The sequence below is a fragment of the Serratia sp. AS12 genome (genome assembly GCF_000214195.1).
Classification (GTDB): Bacteria; Pseudomonadota; Gammaproteobacteria; order Enterobacterales; family Enterobacteriaceae; genus Serratia; species Serratia plymuthica.
The window spans coordinates 2,706,659-2,723,457 of the sequence record NC_015566.1; the positions used below are offsets into that span (position 1 = coordinate 2,706,659).

15 protein-coding genes are annotated in these 16,799 nt (G+C 57.2%); 4 read left to right on the top strand and 11 right to left on the bottom strand.

All coding sequences use genetic code 11. The features are described from left to right. Positions 1–8 precede the first annotated feature (8 nt). From SERAS12_RS12605 to SERAS12_RS12625, 5 genes are all read right to left on the bottom strand, one after another. Positions 9–1,124, bottom strand: coding sequence for an ABC transporter ATP-binding protein (locus tag SERAS12_RS12605; RefSeq protein ID WP_013813022.1), 1,116 nt, complete (start codon positions 1,122–1,124; stop codon positions 9–11). A gap of 63 nt (positions 1,125–1,187) precedes the next feature. Beyond that, positions 1,188–2,549, bottom strand: coding sequence for an alpha-glucosidase (locus tag SERAS12_RS12610; protein WP_013813023.1), 1,362 nt, complete (start codon positions 2,547–2,549; stop codon positions 1,188–1,190). Positions 2,550–2,581: 32 nt separating this feature from the next. Then, positions 2,582–3,427 carry a carbohydrate ABC transporter permease gene (locus SERAS12_RS12615; RefSeq protein WP_013813024.1) on the bottom strand — a complete coding sequence of 282 codons (846 nt, stop codon included), beginning with the start codon at positions 3,425–3,427 and terminating at the stop codon, positions 2,582–2,584. Further along, on the bottom strand, positions 3,424–4,416 hold the full coding sequence (locus SERAS12_RS12620) for a carbohydrate ABC transporter permease (protein WP_013813025.1): 993 nt from the start codon (positions 4,414–4,416) through the stop codon (positions 3,424–3,426). The genes SERAS12_RS12615 and SERAS12_RS12620 overlap by 4 nt, the downstream gene beginning before the upstream one ends. Before the next feature lie 42 nt (positions 4,417–4,458). Continuing rightward, a complete protein-coding gene (locus SERAS12_RS12625) occupies positions 4,459–5,724 on the bottom strand; it encodes an ABC transporter substrate-binding protein (protein ID WP_013813026.1) in 1,266 nt (421 codons plus the stop codon). A 123-nt stretch (positions 5,725–5,847) separates the two neighbouring features. Between SERAS12_RS12625 and SERAS12_RS12630 the strand changes: the two genes are divergently transcribed. Next, the gene (locus SERAS12_RS12630) at positions 5,848–6,783 is read left to right on the top strand and encodes a LysR substrate-binding domain-containing protein (protein ID WP_013813027.1); all 936 of its coding nucleotides are present in this window, start codon (positions 5,848–5,850) and stop codon (positions 6,781–6,783) included. On the opposite strand, the gene SERAS12_RS12635 is transcribed toward SERAS12_RS12630, so the two are convergent. Continuing rightward, the gene (locus SERAS12_RS12635) at positions 6,784–7,053 is read right to left on the bottom strand and encodes a PTS transporter subunit EIIB (protein WP_013813028.1); all 270 of its coding nucleotides are present in this window, start codon (positions 7,051–7,053) and stop codon (positions 6,784–6,786) included. Between the two features lie 348 nt (positions 7,054–7,401). Here SERAS12_RS12635 and SERAS12_RS26450 point away from each other — a divergent pair, with 348 nt between their 5' ends. Continuing rightward, positions 7,402–7,575 (top strand): hypothetical protein, encoded by a 174-nt coding sequence (locus SERAS12_RS26450; protein ID WP_013813029.1) that lies wholly within the window; start codon positions 7,402–7,404, stop codon positions 7,573–7,575. Between the two features lie 56 nt (positions 7,576–7,631). Here SERAS12_RS26450 and SERAS12_RS12640 read toward each other — a convergent pair whose 3' ends face one another. After that, the gene (locus SERAS12_RS12640) at positions 7,632–10,055 is read right to left on the bottom strand and encodes a DUF3772 domain-containing protein (protein WP_013813030.1); all 2,424 of its coding nucleotides are present in this window, start codon (positions 10,053–10,055) and stop codon (positions 7,632–7,634) included. Positions 10,056–10,564: 509 nt separating this feature from the next. On the opposite strand from SERAS12_RS12640, the gene SERAS12_RS12645 reads away from it, so the two are divergent. Then, on the top strand, positions 10,565–12,292 hold the full coding sequence (locus SERAS12_RS12645; RefSeq protein ID WP_013813031.1) for an ABC-F family ATP-binding cassette domain-containing protein: 1,728 nt from the start codon (positions 10,565–10,567) through the stop codon (positions 12,290–12,292). A 68-nt stretch (positions 12,293–12,360) separates the two neighbouring features. Here SERAS12_RS12645 and SERAS12_RS12650 read toward each other — a convergent pair whose 3' ends face one another. Next, the gene (locus tag SERAS12_RS12650; RefSeq protein WP_006319691.1) at positions 12,361–12,723 is read right to left on the bottom strand and encodes a cupin domain-containing protein; all 363 of its coding nucleotides are present in this window, start codon (positions 12,721–12,723) and stop codon (positions 12,361–12,363) included. Between the two features lie 80 nt (positions 12,724–12,803). Further along, positions 12,804–13,616 carry an AraC family transcriptional regulator gene (locus SERAS12_RS12655; RefSeq protein WP_013813032.1) on the bottom strand — a complete coding sequence of 271 codons (813 nt, stop codon included), beginning with the start codon at positions 13,614–13,616 and terminating at the stop codon, positions 12,804–12,806. A gap of 267 nt (positions 13,617–13,883) precedes the next feature. On the opposite strand from SERAS12_RS12655, the gene SERAS12_RS12660 reads away from it, so the two are divergent. Beyond that, positions 13,884–15,110: a Xaa-Pro peptidase family protein gene (locus SERAS12_RS12660; protein ID WP_013813033.1), complete on the top strand. Its 1,227-nt coding sequence runs from the start codon at positions 13,884–13,886 to the stop codon at positions 15,108–15,110. 40 nt (positions 15,111–15,150) lie between these two features. Here SERAS12_RS12660 and SERAS12_RS12665 read toward each other — a convergent pair whose 3' ends face one another. Both SERAS12_RS12665 and SERAS12_RS12670 read right to left on the bottom strand, forming a co-directional pair. After that, the gene (locus tag SERAS12_RS12665; RefSeq protein ID WP_013813034.1) at positions 15,151–16,527 is read right to left on the bottom strand and encodes a cation diffusion facilitator family transporter; all 1,377 of its coding nucleotides are present in this window, start codon (positions 16,525–16,527) and stop codon (positions 15,151–15,153) included. A gap of 26 nt (positions 16,528–16,553) precedes the next feature. Beyond that, a complete protein-coding gene (locus tag SERAS12_RS12670) occupies positions 16,554–16,733 on the bottom strand; it encodes a hypothetical protein (protein WP_013813035.1) in 180 nt (59 codons plus the stop codon). Between the last annotated feature and the right edge of the window lie 66 nt (positions 16,734–16,799).

Genomic DNA, 16,799 nt, shown 5'->3' on the forward strand with positions numbered 1-16,799 from the left:
TCCTTATGTCAATGCGCCTGTTCCGACGCCAAAATGCGAGGGAACGCGCGGCCCTGGCGGTCAAACAGGTAACAACACTCTACCGGCAGGCGCACGCCGACGGTTTCTCCGGCCTGAATGGTCGAGCGTTCGGGATTGCGCAGCACCCAGGGTTCCGCCGCGTTGCCGTTATCCAGATAGAGGTAGGTTTCGTTGCCCATATGCTCGACGAACATCACCTCGCCATGAAACTCGCACTGCGCCTGTTCACCGCCGCGAATATGCTCTGGACGAATGCCGACGTTGACGCTCTGGCCTTCCGCCGCCACCGGTGTGGCGATGGGCAACACCAGCGCTTTGCCGTTGTCCAGTTCCACCACGCTCTGCCGCTCACCGGCACGCCGCAGGATGGCCGGGATCAGGTTCATCTTCGGCGAGCCGATAAACTGGGCGACAAATTCGTTGGCCGGCTGATCGTAAAGCTCCAGCGGCGTTCCCACCTGCTCGACATGCCCTTTGTTGAGCACCACGATGCGGTCGGCCAGCGTCATGGCTTCGACCTGATCGTGAGTCACGTAAATAATGGTCGAACCCAACCGTTTATGCAGTGAGGCCACCTCCATGCGCATTTGTACGCGCAACGATGCATCGAGGTTGGACAAGGGTTCATCGAACAAAAACAGCTTCGGCTCGCGCACGATGGCTCGGCCAATCGCCACCCGCTGGCGTTGCCCGCCGGACAAATCCTTCGGACGCCGCTCCAGCAAGGGTTCAAGCTGCAAAATGCGGGCGCTTTCGCGCACCCGGCGGTCGATCTCCTCCGCCGAATGGCCGGCAAGTTCCAGCGCAAACGCCATGTTCTTGTATACGCTCATGTGCGGATAGAGCGCGTAGGACTGGAACACCATACCGATACCACGCTCGGCCGGCGTATCGTCATTGACGTAGTTGCCATCGATATACATGCCGCCGCTGCTGATCTCTTCCAGCCCGGCGATCATGCGCAGCAACGTTGATTTGCCGCAGCCGGAGGGCCCGACGATCACCACGAACTCCCCGCTGTTGATCTGCAGATCCAGCGACTTGATAACCTCTGCGTTAGCGCCATAGCGTTTTTGCAGTTTTTCCAGCGTTAATTGCGCCATATTCCTCCCGAACCCCAGGTAGTTGCATTCAACGGGGCGCAAGCACGCGCCCCGCCATCCGGCTTATTTCAGGTAATCGAGCCACGGCCCCTGGCGTGAGATCATCACGTCCACCAGTTCCGGTATCGCGCGGCATTTATCGTTGACCGAGTCCACCAGCAGCGCCTGGATAACCAGGTCGCGCGAGCCTTCAATCACTGCGTCGGCGGTCAGATCGTGAATCGCAATCTGGTTGCTCAACAGGCCACCGATGCCCGCAGGCATGTCGACCTTGATGCCGTGCACGCCCTTGCGGTCGATAATCGCCGGGACTTCGACGGCAATAAACGCCGGCAGTTGCTTGATAAATCCCTGGTTCGGAATGTTGACCGCAGACTCTTCATAACCGGAATCGGTGAGGATCCCTTCCATGATCGGCACCACGCGTTCTTTCAGCTTCAGTTCGATTTTTGGCTGCACATGCCCCAGATAGTTGCGGTAGAAGGTGTAGAAATCGAGGATACCGCGGTGATCGCTGACTTCGCTGGCCCAACGGATGTACTCGCCAAAGTGGCTGTCGCCGGTGATCGGCAAATGGTGAAACTTCTCCAGGATCTCTTTGAACAGCGTGCGGTCCGCCCACGGGTAGGCGCTGTCTTTGCCGCCCAGCGCATCGCGTTCGGTGCTGCCTTCTGTCTCCACCAATTTGCCGTGATTGCGGGTGTAAGCCAGAATATCGCTGTAGCCCGGCAGACGGGAGAAATAGTCCGGTGCCTTGGCGCGTACGTCGGCGTAAGCGTCTTTGCCGCTGTCTTTATAGCTGGCCTCCAGCAACACGCTGAAGTGGTTCAGCCCGGCGGCGCGCAGAGTGAGATTGTCGAAGGAGGTGCCGAGCATTTCTGGCAGATAACGCTCAAGTGAGGCGATTTCATGGCACATGCCGACAAAGTTGAGCTGCGGGAAACGGCGATGCACGGTGGTGCAAATGCGGCTCATCGGGTTCGAGTAGTTGAATACCCAGGCGTTCGGGCAAATGTCCGCCACGTCGGCGCAGATGTCGAGGATCGGTGGAATGATGCGCAGCGAGTGGAACAGCCCGCCGGGGCCACCGTTTTCACCATACACCTGCTGAATGCCATACTGCTGCGGGATCTGCCAGTCGAGATCCCACAGGGCAAAGCGGTCGCCCACTTCAATGGAGATAATCACGAACTCCGCTCCGCTCAGCGCGGTTTTGCGATCGGTGGTGGCGCTGACGATAAACGGCAGATCTTCCGCAGCCAGGAAGTCACGGGCGGTTTTCTCGGTCACGGCCAGCGAGGTTGGGTTGATGTCATGCAGCACAATTTCACTGCCGTACAGCGTCTTGCTCTGGAAGATATCGCCCAGGGTGCCGTAGCCGAATTGCGCGCTGCCTGCGCCCACTAAAACGATTTTTGTAGCCATTGCATTTCTCCTGCTTCAGGGTTAATCGAAAATCAGCCTTTTACTGCGCCGTTGGTTAATCCGCTGACGATGCGGCGCTGGAAAATCAGAACCAGCACGATAATCGGCAGTGTGACGATGACCGAGGCCGCCATGATGGTGCCCCAGGGAAGTTCGAACTGAGAGGCGCCCTGCAGCATGCCGATCGCCACCGGCACGGTGCGCTTGCCGCTGGAGATGACAAACGTCAGGGCGAACATGAATTCATTCCAGGCGCCGATAAACGCCAGCAGCCCGGTGGTCACCAACGACGGCCCCATGATGGGCGCGAAGATGCGGGTAATGATGGTCCAGGTGTTGGCGCCGTCGACGATCGCCGCCTCTTCCAGTTCCACCGGGATCGCCTTCATAAAGGTGGTCAGCACCCAGACGGTAAACGGCAGCGAAAAGGTGGTGTAGGACAGCACCAACGCGCCCAGCGAATCGTACAGCCCCATAAAACGCACCAGTTCGAACATACCGGACAGCACCGCCACCTGGGGGAACATCGAGACGCACAAAATGGTGAACAGCAGATATTTGCGCCCGCGAAAGCTGATGCGCGCCAGAGCGAAGGCAGCAGTTATCGACACCAGCAAGCAGATGCCCACCGTCAGCGTTGCCACGACGATCGAGTTCAACAAGCTGCGGGCGATGCCGTTATCCATCAACGCCGTCAGGTAATTGCCCCACTGCGGCGTACCCGGCAGATAAGCGATCTGGAACAGGCTACCCCCCGAACGCAGCGAGGTGATCAGCGCGTAGTAAAAGGGAAACAAACAGATGACGCTGGCCAGCGCGGCACCGGCGAAAATCAGTGCCTTATGGCCGTACTTGTGCTGTTGGCGAGTCAGTTTCATGCACGTTTCTCCTTGTCATTCAGGCGGCCCAGCGTGAGGAAGCAGGCGGCGATACCGGCCACCATCATGAACACCAGCACCGAAGCGGCCGAGCCGGAACCCATTTCCTGATAGCTGACCATGCGGTCGCGGGCATAACCGGACACCGAGATGGTGGCTTCACTGTTGGAGGTCAACACATAGATCAGGTCGAATACCCGCAGCGCATCCATCACCCGGAAAATCAGCGCGACGATCATCGCCGGCATGATCAGCGGTAACGTGATGCGCCGGAACCGCTGCCAGGCGTTAGCCCCGTCCACCCGTGCGGCTTCGTACAGATCGCCCGGGATAAGCTGCAACGCGGCCAGCAGCATCAGCGCCATAAACGGCGTGGTTTTCCAGACGTCCGCAATCACCACTGCCCACATCGACAACCCCGGCTCCGCGACCCAGGCCAGCGGCGCGTCGATAATCCCCGATTTGAGCAGCAGATCGTTCACCACGCCGTACTGATCGTGGAACATCCAGCCCCACATTTTGGCGGAGACAATGGTAGGAATCGCCCAGGGCACCAAAATGGCGGTGCGCACCAGCCCTTGGCCGCGAAATTTCTGATTCATCAGCAGCGCCAGCAGCATGCCGAACACCAGTTCCAGCGATACCGACAGCAGGCTGAAACGCAGCGTATTGCCCACCGCCTGCCACCACTGCGGATCCGCCAGTACGCCGTACGAGTGGCCGCCCCCGGTCAGATCCAGATAGTTGGCAAAGCCGACAAAGCGGTATTCATCCGGCGCATCCAGCATGGCGTCGGTAAAGCTGTAAAACAGGGTGCGCAGCAGCGGCCAGCCGGCAACCGCCGCCAGCAGCAACATTGCCGGCGCCACCAACAGCCAGGCGATGCGGCTGCGGCGCTGCCGGTGATTAAGCTTGCTGCGTCTGACCGGCTGCACTGCCGCCGAGGCGGGCGTGGCCGTCAGGGTTAACCTGTGTGTATCGTGTTTCATGCATCAGACTCCGGGCCGTTAATGGGGGGAATTACACTGCCTTCAACGCCATCCTCTGGCTTTAATCCGCTCCAGCCGCTGCTGTAAATCCGCCACCGCCGTGACGCCGTCACTATCACCGCGCAACACATTGAAGGTGGCGTTGTAGATGGCTTTCGAGACCTGCGCATACTGTCTTTTGGTCTGCGTCGCCGGGCGCGGCATAGCCTGCGTGAAAATGCCCTTGAAATCCGACAGATACGGCGCCTGCGCCAACACCTTGGGATCGTCATACAGCGCGGTCCGCGACGGCGCCCAGCCCATCAGCGTCAGCGCCCTTTTCTGCGATTCGGCGTCGCTGACGATTTTCAGCAGCGCTATCGCCGCCGTGGGGTTTTTGGTGTAGGCACTGATCGCCCACTGCCAACCGCCCAGCGCGCTGACCGAGTTGCCGTCCGCGCCCTTTGGCAGCGGCAGCACGCCGACCTTGCCTTTGATTGCACTGCTGCTGTCCTGCGCCAGTACATAGGCGTAGGGCCAGTTGCGCATAAACAGCGCGTCGCCGTTCTGGAATACCGCGCGGGACTCTTCCTCCATGTAACCCAACACGCCCTTCGGCGAGATCGTGCCGATCCAGCCCGCAGCCCTGTTCAACGCCTGCGCCGCCTGCGGGTTATTGATGGTGATGTTGCCGTTGGCGTCGATAAACCCTCCGCCGTTCTGCGAGGCCACCCATTCCAGCGCGTTGCAGGTCAGCCCTTCGTAGGATTTACCCTGGAACACCAGCCCCCAGAAGTTCTTATGGCCCGCCTGGCGTTCACCCTGCTGAATGCGGGTAGCGATGCGCGTCAGTTCATCCCAGGTGACCGGCGGCTGTTCGCCGTACTTTTCCAACAGATCTTTGCGGTAATAGAGCGCGCCGGTGTCCAGATAAGCCGGAACCGCCTTGACCCGCCCATTGACCACGTTGTTCTGCCAGGCAGCGGGGAAAAAATCCTGCCGGATGTCACTCACGCTGTCGGTCAGATCCAACAGGTGTTTGTTCAGCACGCCGATCCACACGGTATCGGCCTGAAACAAATCAATGGCGCTGGAATCCTTGGCGGCAAACAACTGCTGAAACAGCGACAGCTTTTCGTCGGAGGCGCGGGGAAGATCGATAAACTCCAGGGTATGGCCGGTCTGAGCCTCAAAGCGCTGCTTAATCTCATTGCAGAACTGACGGCCCTCTTTGCTGGGCGCGCATTCCATCCGCAAGGTATCGGCCAGCACCTGGCCGGACATCAGCGCCAGTGCGGTGGCGACCATACTCGGTATCAATCTTCTCATTGCGTCCTCTCTGGTGGCGGCTGGGAATACCGGCATAGGAGCAAACTATCGAAGGCGGGCTATTGGCGGAAATCGTTTTTCGCCGCTAAGATATAGAAACTTTCTATACCAATAGCGGAAAACATGATCGTGGACAAAATTCTGCGGCAGTTTATCGAAGTAGCGATGTTCAAAAATGTGAGTCATGCAGCAAACAAGCTTTGCCTGAGCCAACCGACGCTGACCCACAACATGAAGAAACTGGAAGAGAACCTGGGGGTGCAACTGCTGGAGCGCACTTCAACCGGGGTTACCACCACCGAATACGGCGATCTGCTGCTGGAACAGGCGCAGATGATGCAGCGCATTTATGACAACACGCTGATCAAGCTGGCGTTCATCAAGGCACGCCAGGAACAGAGCCTGCGCATGGGCACCGGCCACGCCTGGTGGTATATGTTTGTGCGCGACAGCTTTAATGCCTACCGCAGCCTGCACTCTACGGTGAATATTCATATCGATCTGGGTAACCACCTGCGCCTGATGGATCTGCTGCTGGGCGGGGATATCGATATGTTTATCGGCCATGAAATTCAGGGGTTGAACCCCAAGGCCGGCATCAGCTTTTTGCCGCTGTTCAGCACCACCGACAGCATGTTCGTCCGCAGCGGGCATCCGCTGGCAGGCCGGCAGGTTGGGCCGGACGAATTATTGGATTACCCTTGCGTGGAGCTGACGCCGGATGAAAGCCGCTATCAACATATGGTGGAAGACATGCAGCCGAAGAAAATGGCGCGTAACCGGCTGCATCTGGCGGAACGGGTGATTTGCTCGACTAACTCGATGATGTCGGCGGTGGACATGATCAACGATTCTGACGCAGTGATGCTGGCTTATCCCACCTGCATGGCGGGTTATTTCGCCGACTACGGCATTGTGCCGCTGAAAACAACGCAGGAAAGCCTGCGTTGCACGGTGGGCATTTACCTGATGCGCGAAAAGGCGGATGCGCCCCACGTGGTGCAGATGCAGGCGTTAATGCATCAGCATCTGGAGCAGATCCGCCCTCTGTTGCTGTAGTTATTTCTCGCCGGTCACTGCGACCAACGCCTGATACAAGGGCCGGGCGTTGCCTGGCCCCACCACCAGTTGAAACTCGGGGGTGTGGCGCGACGTTTCCACCTCCAGCAACGCCTTAACCCCATCCAGTGCCTCAATCCCCGGCCGATCCAAGCGGCTGCCATCGCGCAGTTCCGCCCTGATGCGGCTGGCGCAGTATCGCAGTTTGATCAGATTGTCCGCCCCGCCGAATGCCGCCAACACCGATGCCGCCAGCTCATGCTTTTCCATTATGCCTCCTGAGAGAGTTTGCCACATGCCGCTGCAGCATAGGGCCGGTCGCCGGGCAAAGTGAAATTGATTTCAGCCGAGAGGATATAGAGTGAATCTATGGCGGACAAAAAAACGGCAATCATTGATATCCCTGCGCCACCGGCAGCGCTATGGTAGGCGCTGAGTTCACAGAATAACCAGGGACCGCAGATGAACCGATTAATCTGGGCTATCGTTATATCATTACTGATCGTTTGCATGCTGCTCTACATAATGACCGGCGCCAAGGTCTGAAGCCTCGACACGACGATCAAAAAGGGTATCCGCGGTAATGCACGGCAGTGACATTGACTTCAGGAGAGTGAAATGAAAGCGATAATCCCTGCGCTGCTGATTTTTGTCCTTTCCGGTTGTATTGGCAGAGGCGGGCCACAGGACGTGCCGCCACCGCCGGTACACAATGATCCGCAGACCTGCAACAACTCATCCGCCAGTGCCAACAGCGACTGTTCGCAATCGGTAGTGCCGGCGATGCACTAATCGGCGGACTGGCGGGCCCCCGAGAAACGCTCCGGCCCGCCGCCCTCCGGCAAAGGTTAAGAAGACTGCTCTTCTTCGTTGGCCAGATTCTTCGCCTGCTGTTTCATAAACACCACTTCCTGCGGGCTGGACATATTGACCCGCTGCGCGCGCAGCAGTTTGAGGATATTAAACAACAGCTCGCTTTTGGTGGCGCCGACCATGCGCGGGCTGGCAACGTAGCCGGTTACGCTGAGGATGATGCCTTCAGGGCCGAGCTGGCTGAAGCGGACATAAGGGGCCGGCGTTTCCTGAATGGCGTCATAATCTTGATAGGCGCTCAGCAGAATATTGCGCACCTGCTCAGGATCGATATCCGTCGGGAAGGTCAACGCAATGGTCACCACGCCCTGGGCATTGCCCATGGTGGCGTTACGAACGTTCTGCGAGATCAGCTGTGAGTTGGGCACGATCATCGTCGAACGGTCGCTGAGTTGGATTTCGGTGGCGCGGATATTAATCCGGCGCACGTCACCCTCTACGCCGCCGATGCCGATCATATCGCCGACTTTCACCGGCCGCTCCGTCAGCAGGATCATGCCGGAAATAAAGTTCTTCACGATCTCTTGCAAACCAAAACCGATACCGACCGACAACGCACTGACAATCCACGCCAGGTTACTCCACTGGATGCCCAGCGCCGCCAGGGTGATCAGGATCAACAGCACATAGCCCACGTTACTGAACAGCGTGACCAAGGATGCACGGATGCCGATATCTGAAATGGTTTTCGGCAGCAGTTCATGGCTCAACCAACGCTGGGTCACCCGCATGATATAGATGCCGATGGCCAGGCATATCACCGCGTTGATCAGGTTGCCGGGCACGATGTTCAGGCTCTTCAACCCTTCGCCACTCAGAATGGCGATAATCTTGTCCAACAGCGAGTTAGGCGTGGTGGTGCCGAACGTGCCGTTAAACAGCGCGACAATCATCAGTAACAGCAAAGAACATTTGGCGACGGCGGTAAGAATAATCGCCATCTGCTCCAGGTGACGGTCCTTGAAGTTAAAGGACTTCTTGAGCATTTTTCCGCTGGCGGTTTGCGGTGAGAAAATCGCGCCGCACAGATCGACGGCAAACAGCAGCAGGAAATAGAACGCCATCAATACCAGAGCGATCCAAATCACCTGATAGGTCAGGAAGCGGGCGAAAGCGATATAGCCAATCAGCAGAGAGAACAGGATGACCAGCGAGCCCACCAGCGTGCCCATGTGCAGCAACCCGCTGATGGTGGAGCGCTTCTCGACATGTTCGCCCTGCTGCTCCAGCTTGCGGCGGATGCGTTGGGCCCGCAGTGGCATCGCCAGCAGCACCATGCCGATCAACCCGGCCACCAGGCCATTGCCGAAAATGGTCGAGGCCAGGCTGGCGCTCACCACGTTATTGATCTGTTCAACGGTGCCGAACGCCAGCGCCAACCCTGCCAACAACGGCGAGAAGAAACGCAGGCCGGAGGCGACGGCATCGTCCAACGAGGCCAAACGCCATGACGGGCGGTTAAGCGAAAGTGTGGCGCGGCCCAGTCCGGCGATCAGCGCGCAGAAGATCCCCAGCCGATTAAACCCCTCGGCGAAATCCTCCAGCATGGCCGGCAGCGGCTGCACGCGGGTAAAGGTGAGATACAGCAGATTCAGCGCGATGCCGGTGGTGATGACCGTGACGCTGACGGTCGCCATCGCCATAAAGCTGCGGCGCAAACGCCCGTCCGGCAGATAACGAATGCTCACCCAGGCCAGGAAACGCTCGGATAAATAACGCCCCCATGACCAGATAACGACCGCCAATAGCAGCAGGCCAAGGGTGCCGTAGCGCCACTCCTCCTGCCAACTGGCATCCCACGCCTCTTTCATGGCGACATGGAACTGATCCAGCCGCTGTGCGTCATCGTCCGTAGGTTGCACGATCGGTGACCAGAACTTGGCCCCCAACACGCTGCCGGTATTTAGCGCCAACTGGGTTTTGAACGCCACGCGGCGCATATCACCGATTTGCTGCCCCAGATCGAGCACGCCGGTTCTCATCTCTTGCGCGCGTTTTACCGCATCATCCAGCTGCTTCTTGCTGTTGTTCAACGCGTTGCGCTGTTGTACCACGGCAGCGGTTTCAGGCATCGAACCGGCGGCGGGTTGCGGGCCCAGGACATCCAACTGCCCCTGCAGCTTTTCCTGCGCCGGTTGCAGATCGGTTGCCAGTTTTTCCAGACCGGCGGCCAGCTCGTCGGTGGTCTGCCTCAGCTTACTGAGCTGGGTATCTGTGCTGGCCTTGGAGACCTGCTGTTTGATACTATCTAACTGTTTTTGGTAGTTTTTCAACGCGGTGGCGGCATCCGGCGCGCTGACGGCAACAGGGTCATCCTGTGCGGCGACGCTGGTCAGCGGCGTCAACTGCAACCCAAACAGCAGGAACAGGAAAAGAATGATCTGACGGGGTTTTAACATAAATTCAGTGCTCGGCAATGGCATGATAGACAGACGAAACAAACGGGCCGGTATTGACTATTTACCGGCCCGTTTGGCTAATCATAAACTGAGATTATGATAGCTGCTTAATCTCAGCTTAAATATCAGTATTATTCCCATTCAGCACGATTATTCCTACTACTGCATTACCGCAACGGCACGACCGGAAATCTGGCCGCTTTTGGCCGTTAGCCTACTGATAATCTGAGTGATTGGGCAGTGGCCTATCCTGAAGAATAGCCCTATACTCAGCTCACCTATTAACCAACATTATAAAAGGAGGATTACTATGCCGATGTGTGAATTGTTTTTTTACTCACACTTCTATAGTGATCGCCGTTGCTCAAGCATTACCGGTATCGTGCTGCGATAACCCAGGCTTGAGCGAAGCTTACTGAAAAATTGAGTCCCTTCCCTCCGGCTTACCGGGTTGTCGTCAGCGATGTTTGACGATAGGCATTTGCCTGCCTGTAACTCTTGAGTAAGCAATGAGCACATTATTATCTGCACAATCCGTCGGTTACGACAACGCGTTCGGCCCGCTGCTGGCTAAGGTTTCCTTCAGCCTGAAAAAAGGCGATCGCATCGGTTTAATCGGCCACAACGGCTGCGGCAAAAGCACCCTGCTTAAAATCCTCAGCGGTGCCCTGCTCGCCACTACCGGCAGCGTTACCCTCTCTCACCAATGCCTGATGGCGCGAGTGGAACAACATCTTCCCGTCGAACTGCACGGCTGCACCCTGCTTGATGCGGTACTGGCGCGTCTGCCGGAAAACCAGCGCGTCAGCGAAAGTTGGCAGGGTGAAGTCCTGCTGACCAGCCTGGGGTTTGCTGCGTCCTCCTGGACACTGACCGCCGGTACCCTGAGCGGCGGCCAGCATACCCGCCTGCTGCTGGCGCGCGCGCTGATCCGCCGGCCGGACCTGCTGTTGCTGGATGAACCCAGCAACCATCTGGATCTGCCGACGCTGTTGTGGCTGGAGCGGTTCCTGCAAAACTGGTCGGGCAGCTTCGTGCTGGTTTCCCACGACCGCTACCTGCTGGATAAGGTGACCAACTGCACCTGGATCCTGCGCGACAAAACCCTGCAGTTCTTCCGCTTGCCCTGCTCTGCGGCGCGTCAGGCGCTGGAGGACAAAGATGCGGCGGATACGCATCGCCGTCAGGCGGAGCAAAAGGAGATCGAGCGGGTGGAAAAAAGCGCCCAGCGGCTGGCGGTCTGGGGACGGGTGTACGACAACGAGGATCTGGCCCGCAAGGCCAAACAGATGGAGAAGCGGGTCGACCGCCTGAAAGAGGAGCAAACTCAGCTGACGGCCGCTACTCAGTGGCGGCTCCGGCTGCGGGGCGAAGCCCTGGACGCCGATCGCCTGTTGGCCCTGCCGCAGCTGGATGTCCGTCCGGCAGCTGATGCGCCGGTGCTGTTTCGCCTCGCGCATCTGCAGGTGAAAAGCGGCGATCGCATCGCCATCGTTGGCCGTAACGGCTGCGGTAAATCCTCGCTGTTGCAGCATCTGTGGCGGGAATACCAAAGCGCCGTTTCCGGTGAGGTGGTATTCCACCCCAGGGTGCGTATCGGGTATTACGATCAGAGCCTTCAGCAGTTGCAGGATGGCGATACGCTGAGCGAGGCGTTGACGCACTTCGCTCCGCTGACCGAAGAACAGCGCAAAATGGCGCTGATTGGCGCCGGATTCCCTTACCTGCGCCATCAGCAGCGGATCAGCACCCTGAGCGGCGGCGAACGTTCGCGCCTGCTGTTTGTCGGCCTGACGCTGGCCAACCATTCGCTGTTGCTGCTCGACGAACCGACCAATCATCTGGACATGGAAGGCAAAGAGGATCTGGCGGAAACCCTGCGCGAATTTGCAGGCGCAGTGATGCTGGTCAGTCACGACCGGATGTTGATAGAAAACAGCTGTAACCGATTCTGGCTGATTGATCATCAACAGCTTGAAGAATGGCCGGAGCTGGACCCGGTCTATGCCCGGCTGGCGGAAGAACCCGGTGCCGAGCCACAAGCGGCCAGGCAAACCGCCTCCGGCGACAGAGAGGGGTTACACCATGACGAAGAGCGGCTGCTGGCCTGCTTGTTCGAACTCGAGGCTAAACTGCAGGAGGATTTGGCGCGCAAAACCAGGCACCAAAAACCGGCGTTGCAACAGCAATGGCGCAACGAAATTGCTGAAATCACCGTCCGGCTGAAGCTGGACTGACCTTCACAGGCCGCCCGTTCTGGCGGCCTTTCTATTATCCCAGCTACAGGCTTGCCGGGCGGGCTTGATCAAATCCAGACATCGTTGACCGCAGTACGTTCTCCCCGTTCGTCACCGGTGTTCAACACGCCGCGAGGTTCGATAAGCATCAGTTGGGTTTCGATCTCGGCAGAGGTTTTGTGTTCGATGCCGCGTGGGACCACATACATCTCACCCGCATTGACCAGCACATGACCATCACGAAAATCAATGCGCAAAACACCGTCCAACACGATAAGGGTTTCATCGGTTTCGGCATGCGTATGCCAGACGAAGTCACCGTGAATTCTGACCACTTTAAACTGATAGTCATTCATCTCGGCAATCACTTTCGGCTGCCATTGTTCGGTAAACAGTGAGAGTTTATGAGCGAAATTAATAGGTTGATACATTTTCAGGCTCCTTGGTTAACAGGAGCCCAGCATAGTTGACCCGGCGGACGGCAATCTTGAATGATTGTGCAACTTCTGGCTCAACCTCCTTTGATAAACCTCAGCCAGCGGCCAGGAGAAACGCCAAAATTGCTGATAAATTGGCGCGTCATGTGGCTTTGATCCGCAAATCCCGCATCGATTGAAATATCTGCCAGATGATGGCCCGCCAACATCCGCCGTCTGCAATGTTCAAGACGGCGCATAGTGACGTAGCGGTAGGGGCTGGTGCCAAACAGCACCCGAAAATCCCGGCTCAGACTCCAGCGATCTCGGCCGCTGATCAAAGAAAGCTCATCCAGGGTAATATTTTTATCGAAACAGGAATGGATATATTCCCTTGCCCTTTCAGCCGCCTGATAGTCAAACGCCCGCCGTTGATAACGTTGCCCCCCGACAACGGCCAGGGTGTGCGCCAGGTCATAAAGCGCATCCTCTTCCTCAAGCGTTTCAAACGGATCCTCCATGGCCCTGAGCAAGGGTTGAGCCGCAGCAAAAAGCCGTGGGTCACCGGAAAGACCGCCCGGAATAAAGGGCAACGGCTTGCCGCCGAGTATCTTTTGGATTAATGCAGGCTCGATATAAACCATACGGTATTGAAACCCCTCTAGCGTACCCGCCTCCCCGTCATGCAGCTCATCCGGATGCAATACCAGGGTGCCGCCGGGCAAGCTATGACGCCTGCCGCCACGATAGTTGAAACTTTGCACACCGGACAACGTGCGGCCAATGGCGTAGGTATCGTGGCGATGGAGCTCATAGCCGTGCCCACCGAAAAAGGCTTCGATACGCTCAATTTGCATTGGGGACCGGGCCGGTTTAACCCAGTCTTGCAGGTCTTTACTTCGTGACATGGGGAGATACCTGCGTCTGTCGAGACAACGAGACTCTATTGATAATCGTTAAAGCTCACGTTGGCTAGTAGTCCCCGTTAAAAATGGCCATTTAAGACAACGACAATCGAAATATCGGCATTGACGGCGTTGGGGAAAAGCATTGTGCCGTAATCGCTATCTTTCCTGTCTATTGGAGCCAAGTATTGTCGCCGCATTTTATTTATCATGGGACTAAGCACGCTGGGATATTGGCCCTGATATTGAACATTCCGCGAGGAGAAAAACATGGCTACAGGTATTGGCGGTTGCACGCCACAACAGGCCTTGGAACAGTTGCAACCGTTAACGGACAACCCGCCTGCAATCGCCAGCGGCGAGTATCGACAACGCATTCAGCACGCACAGCGTCTGATGCGCGAAAACGACATTGATGCCTGCTATATCAATGCCGGCAACAATCTACTCTATTTTACCGGTACCTCTTGGTCGCCCAGCGAACGTATGGTGGGTGCAGTGATCCCGGCCGAAGGTGAAATCGCTTATATTGCGCCCTGGTTTGAAATAGGTACCTTCAAAGATGCGCAAGTCATCGAAGCCGAAATATTTAGCTGGCATGAGGAGGAAGACCCCTACCAACTGTTCTTCACCTTGCTGGCATCTCGCGGGCTGACGGGTGCGGGCAGGCGGCGCAAAGTGGCGATTTGCGAAACGGCTTCGGTAACGCTGTTCCTCGGCCTGCAGCAGTACGCCGGCGATATTGAACTGATCGGCGCACAAGCCGTCACCGGTTACTGCCGCGGCCGTAAATCGCCGACGGAAATCGCACTGATGCAGACGGCTAATAACATTACCTTGAGAGTACAGCAGGCGGCAGCCAGCATTTTGTACCCAGGTATCACCACCAGCGAACTCATCGATTTCGTTGATAAAGCCCACCGCAAAATGGGCACCACCGGCTCTTACTTCTGTATTGCACTCTTCGGATCCGACAGCGCGTTTCCGCATGGCGTGAAGGAACCCAAGCCTCTGCGGGACAACGATATCGTGCTACTGGATACCGGTTGCCGATATAAGGGATATTTGTCCGATATCACCCGTACTTATGTGTACGGCGAACCCAGCGCGCGACAACGTTTCGCCTGGCAAGCGGAGCATGAAGCACAAGCTGCGGCGTTTTCTGTTATCGCGCCTGGCGTGCCCTGTCATAAAGTGGATGACGCGGCACGCCAAGTCCTGGCCTCTTATGGCTTCGGACCGGACTATCAGTTGCCTGGCTTGCCGCATCGCACCGGACACGGTATCGGGCTGGACATTCATGAGGCACCGTATCTAGTCCGCAAACGGCAGGAACAGCTCGATGTTGGCATGTGTGCCAGCATCGAACCCATGCTATGTCTACCTGGCGAGTTCGGTATCCGCCTTGAGGATCATTTTTACGTTACTGAAGGCGGAGCACACTGGTTTACCCCGCCGGCAAAATCCCTGGATGATCCTTTCGATCTAGCATCCTGACCTCCCTTCATGGCGGCCACCCACGGTCGCCGCAGTAGGCTCACAAAGCGGGTTTGATCGGTTCCACGTGCCCCACTGCCCGCGAAATGGTGGGGTAAAGCGCCCGCAGTTGGCGTTCTATGTGGTCCACCGCGTCGTGAGCCGCCACAATGGACGCCGCCGGCGACACCCGGCAATGGAAATTGACGATAATGCCATCCGCCGTTTTCCGCGCCCGAATGTTATGCACGTCCTGCACCATCTCCCCCTTTTCCACCGCAATTCGCAAGATCTGGCGGATAGTTGCCAGTTCATCCGGCTCTACGTCCTCACTGGCGATCCAATGAGGCATCTGCGGTTCAAGGTGAGTTTCGATTTCGGTGTCTTCGCCGATAGCCTGGCGCAAAAGGTTTTCAATCTCGCTGGCGATATCGTGCGCCTGCGCCACGCTGGCGCTGGCCGGCACCGCCAGATCCATGCTGATCGACATGCGTTCCGGCAGCTGCTGCAACGCCACATTTTGCACCACCGCACCGTGATTGGCGGCAATCACCCGGATGCGGGTCGCCATGTCTTCATCGCTGCGGGTTTGCGGGTTGGCAATCACCGTGGCTTCGGCGTGGGCATACTGCCGCTCCAGCCGCTCGGCGATGGACTGTTTCAGCGCGTTGATGCGCTCCAGCGGCAAAGTGCGGCAGACGGCGACGGTCACCTCGATAAACAGGGCCGCACCGGCGTTGCGAATGCGGATATTCTCGGTTGCCAGTATCGCCGGAAAACTGTCCAGTAACGTGCCGATCTCCTCTTTGGCACCGGCAGGTGCTGTGTCCATCAGCGAATCGAACGAACGTTTGCCTAACTTCAAGGCAGCGACCACGATAAAACAGGCTACGATCAACGCCGCAATCGCATCTGCGCGGCTGAATCCCAGCAACACAAATATCATCCCCAACAGCACCACGGCGGAAGACAGCATATCGGAGAAGAAGTGCAGTGCGTCGGCTTCCAGCGCCGCGCTGTCGGTGGCCTTCGCCACGCGATTCAGCGCCTTGACGCGGAAATAGTCGACCACAATCGAGATCAACAGCACCGCAATCACCACCGGCGCGGCGACAATCTCATGCGCCTGCCCCAGCAGGCTGGTACCGGCCTCGTAAACAATCCAGCCCGCCGCGCCCAACAGCAGCAGCACTTCAAACAACGCCGCCAGATTTTCGACTTTGCCGTGACCAAAGTGGTGGTCCTCATCGGCCGGTTTGTCGCTGATGCGCACCGCCAGCCAGGTAATGCTGGTGGCGACAAAATCGGTGAAAGAGTGTATCCCTTCGGAAATAAGACCAATACTGCCGGTAAAAATACCCGCAGCAAATTTACCGGTCGCCAATAACCCACTGGCTATCATCGAGTTTCTGGCAACGGACTGTTTTTCATTTTGCATAGTACGGCTCACATTCGCATTGGAATTTATTTTTTATTTTTTGCAGACAATTGCCAGACAAAAGCAACCAGCAGCATACTACCCGAGAATGTCAGCATTAAACTAGACAGGAATTCTGATTTTCCGGTTGAATAAAAGTAAATCTCATTAACACCCACAGAGATCATTAAAATGGCATACAGCAGGCCAAGAATAAAAATAATCATTATCGTTTCACTCGTTAAAACCGCAGGCGGCGGTCAGAGTTTTATCGGTATCCTCCCCGTCGTAAA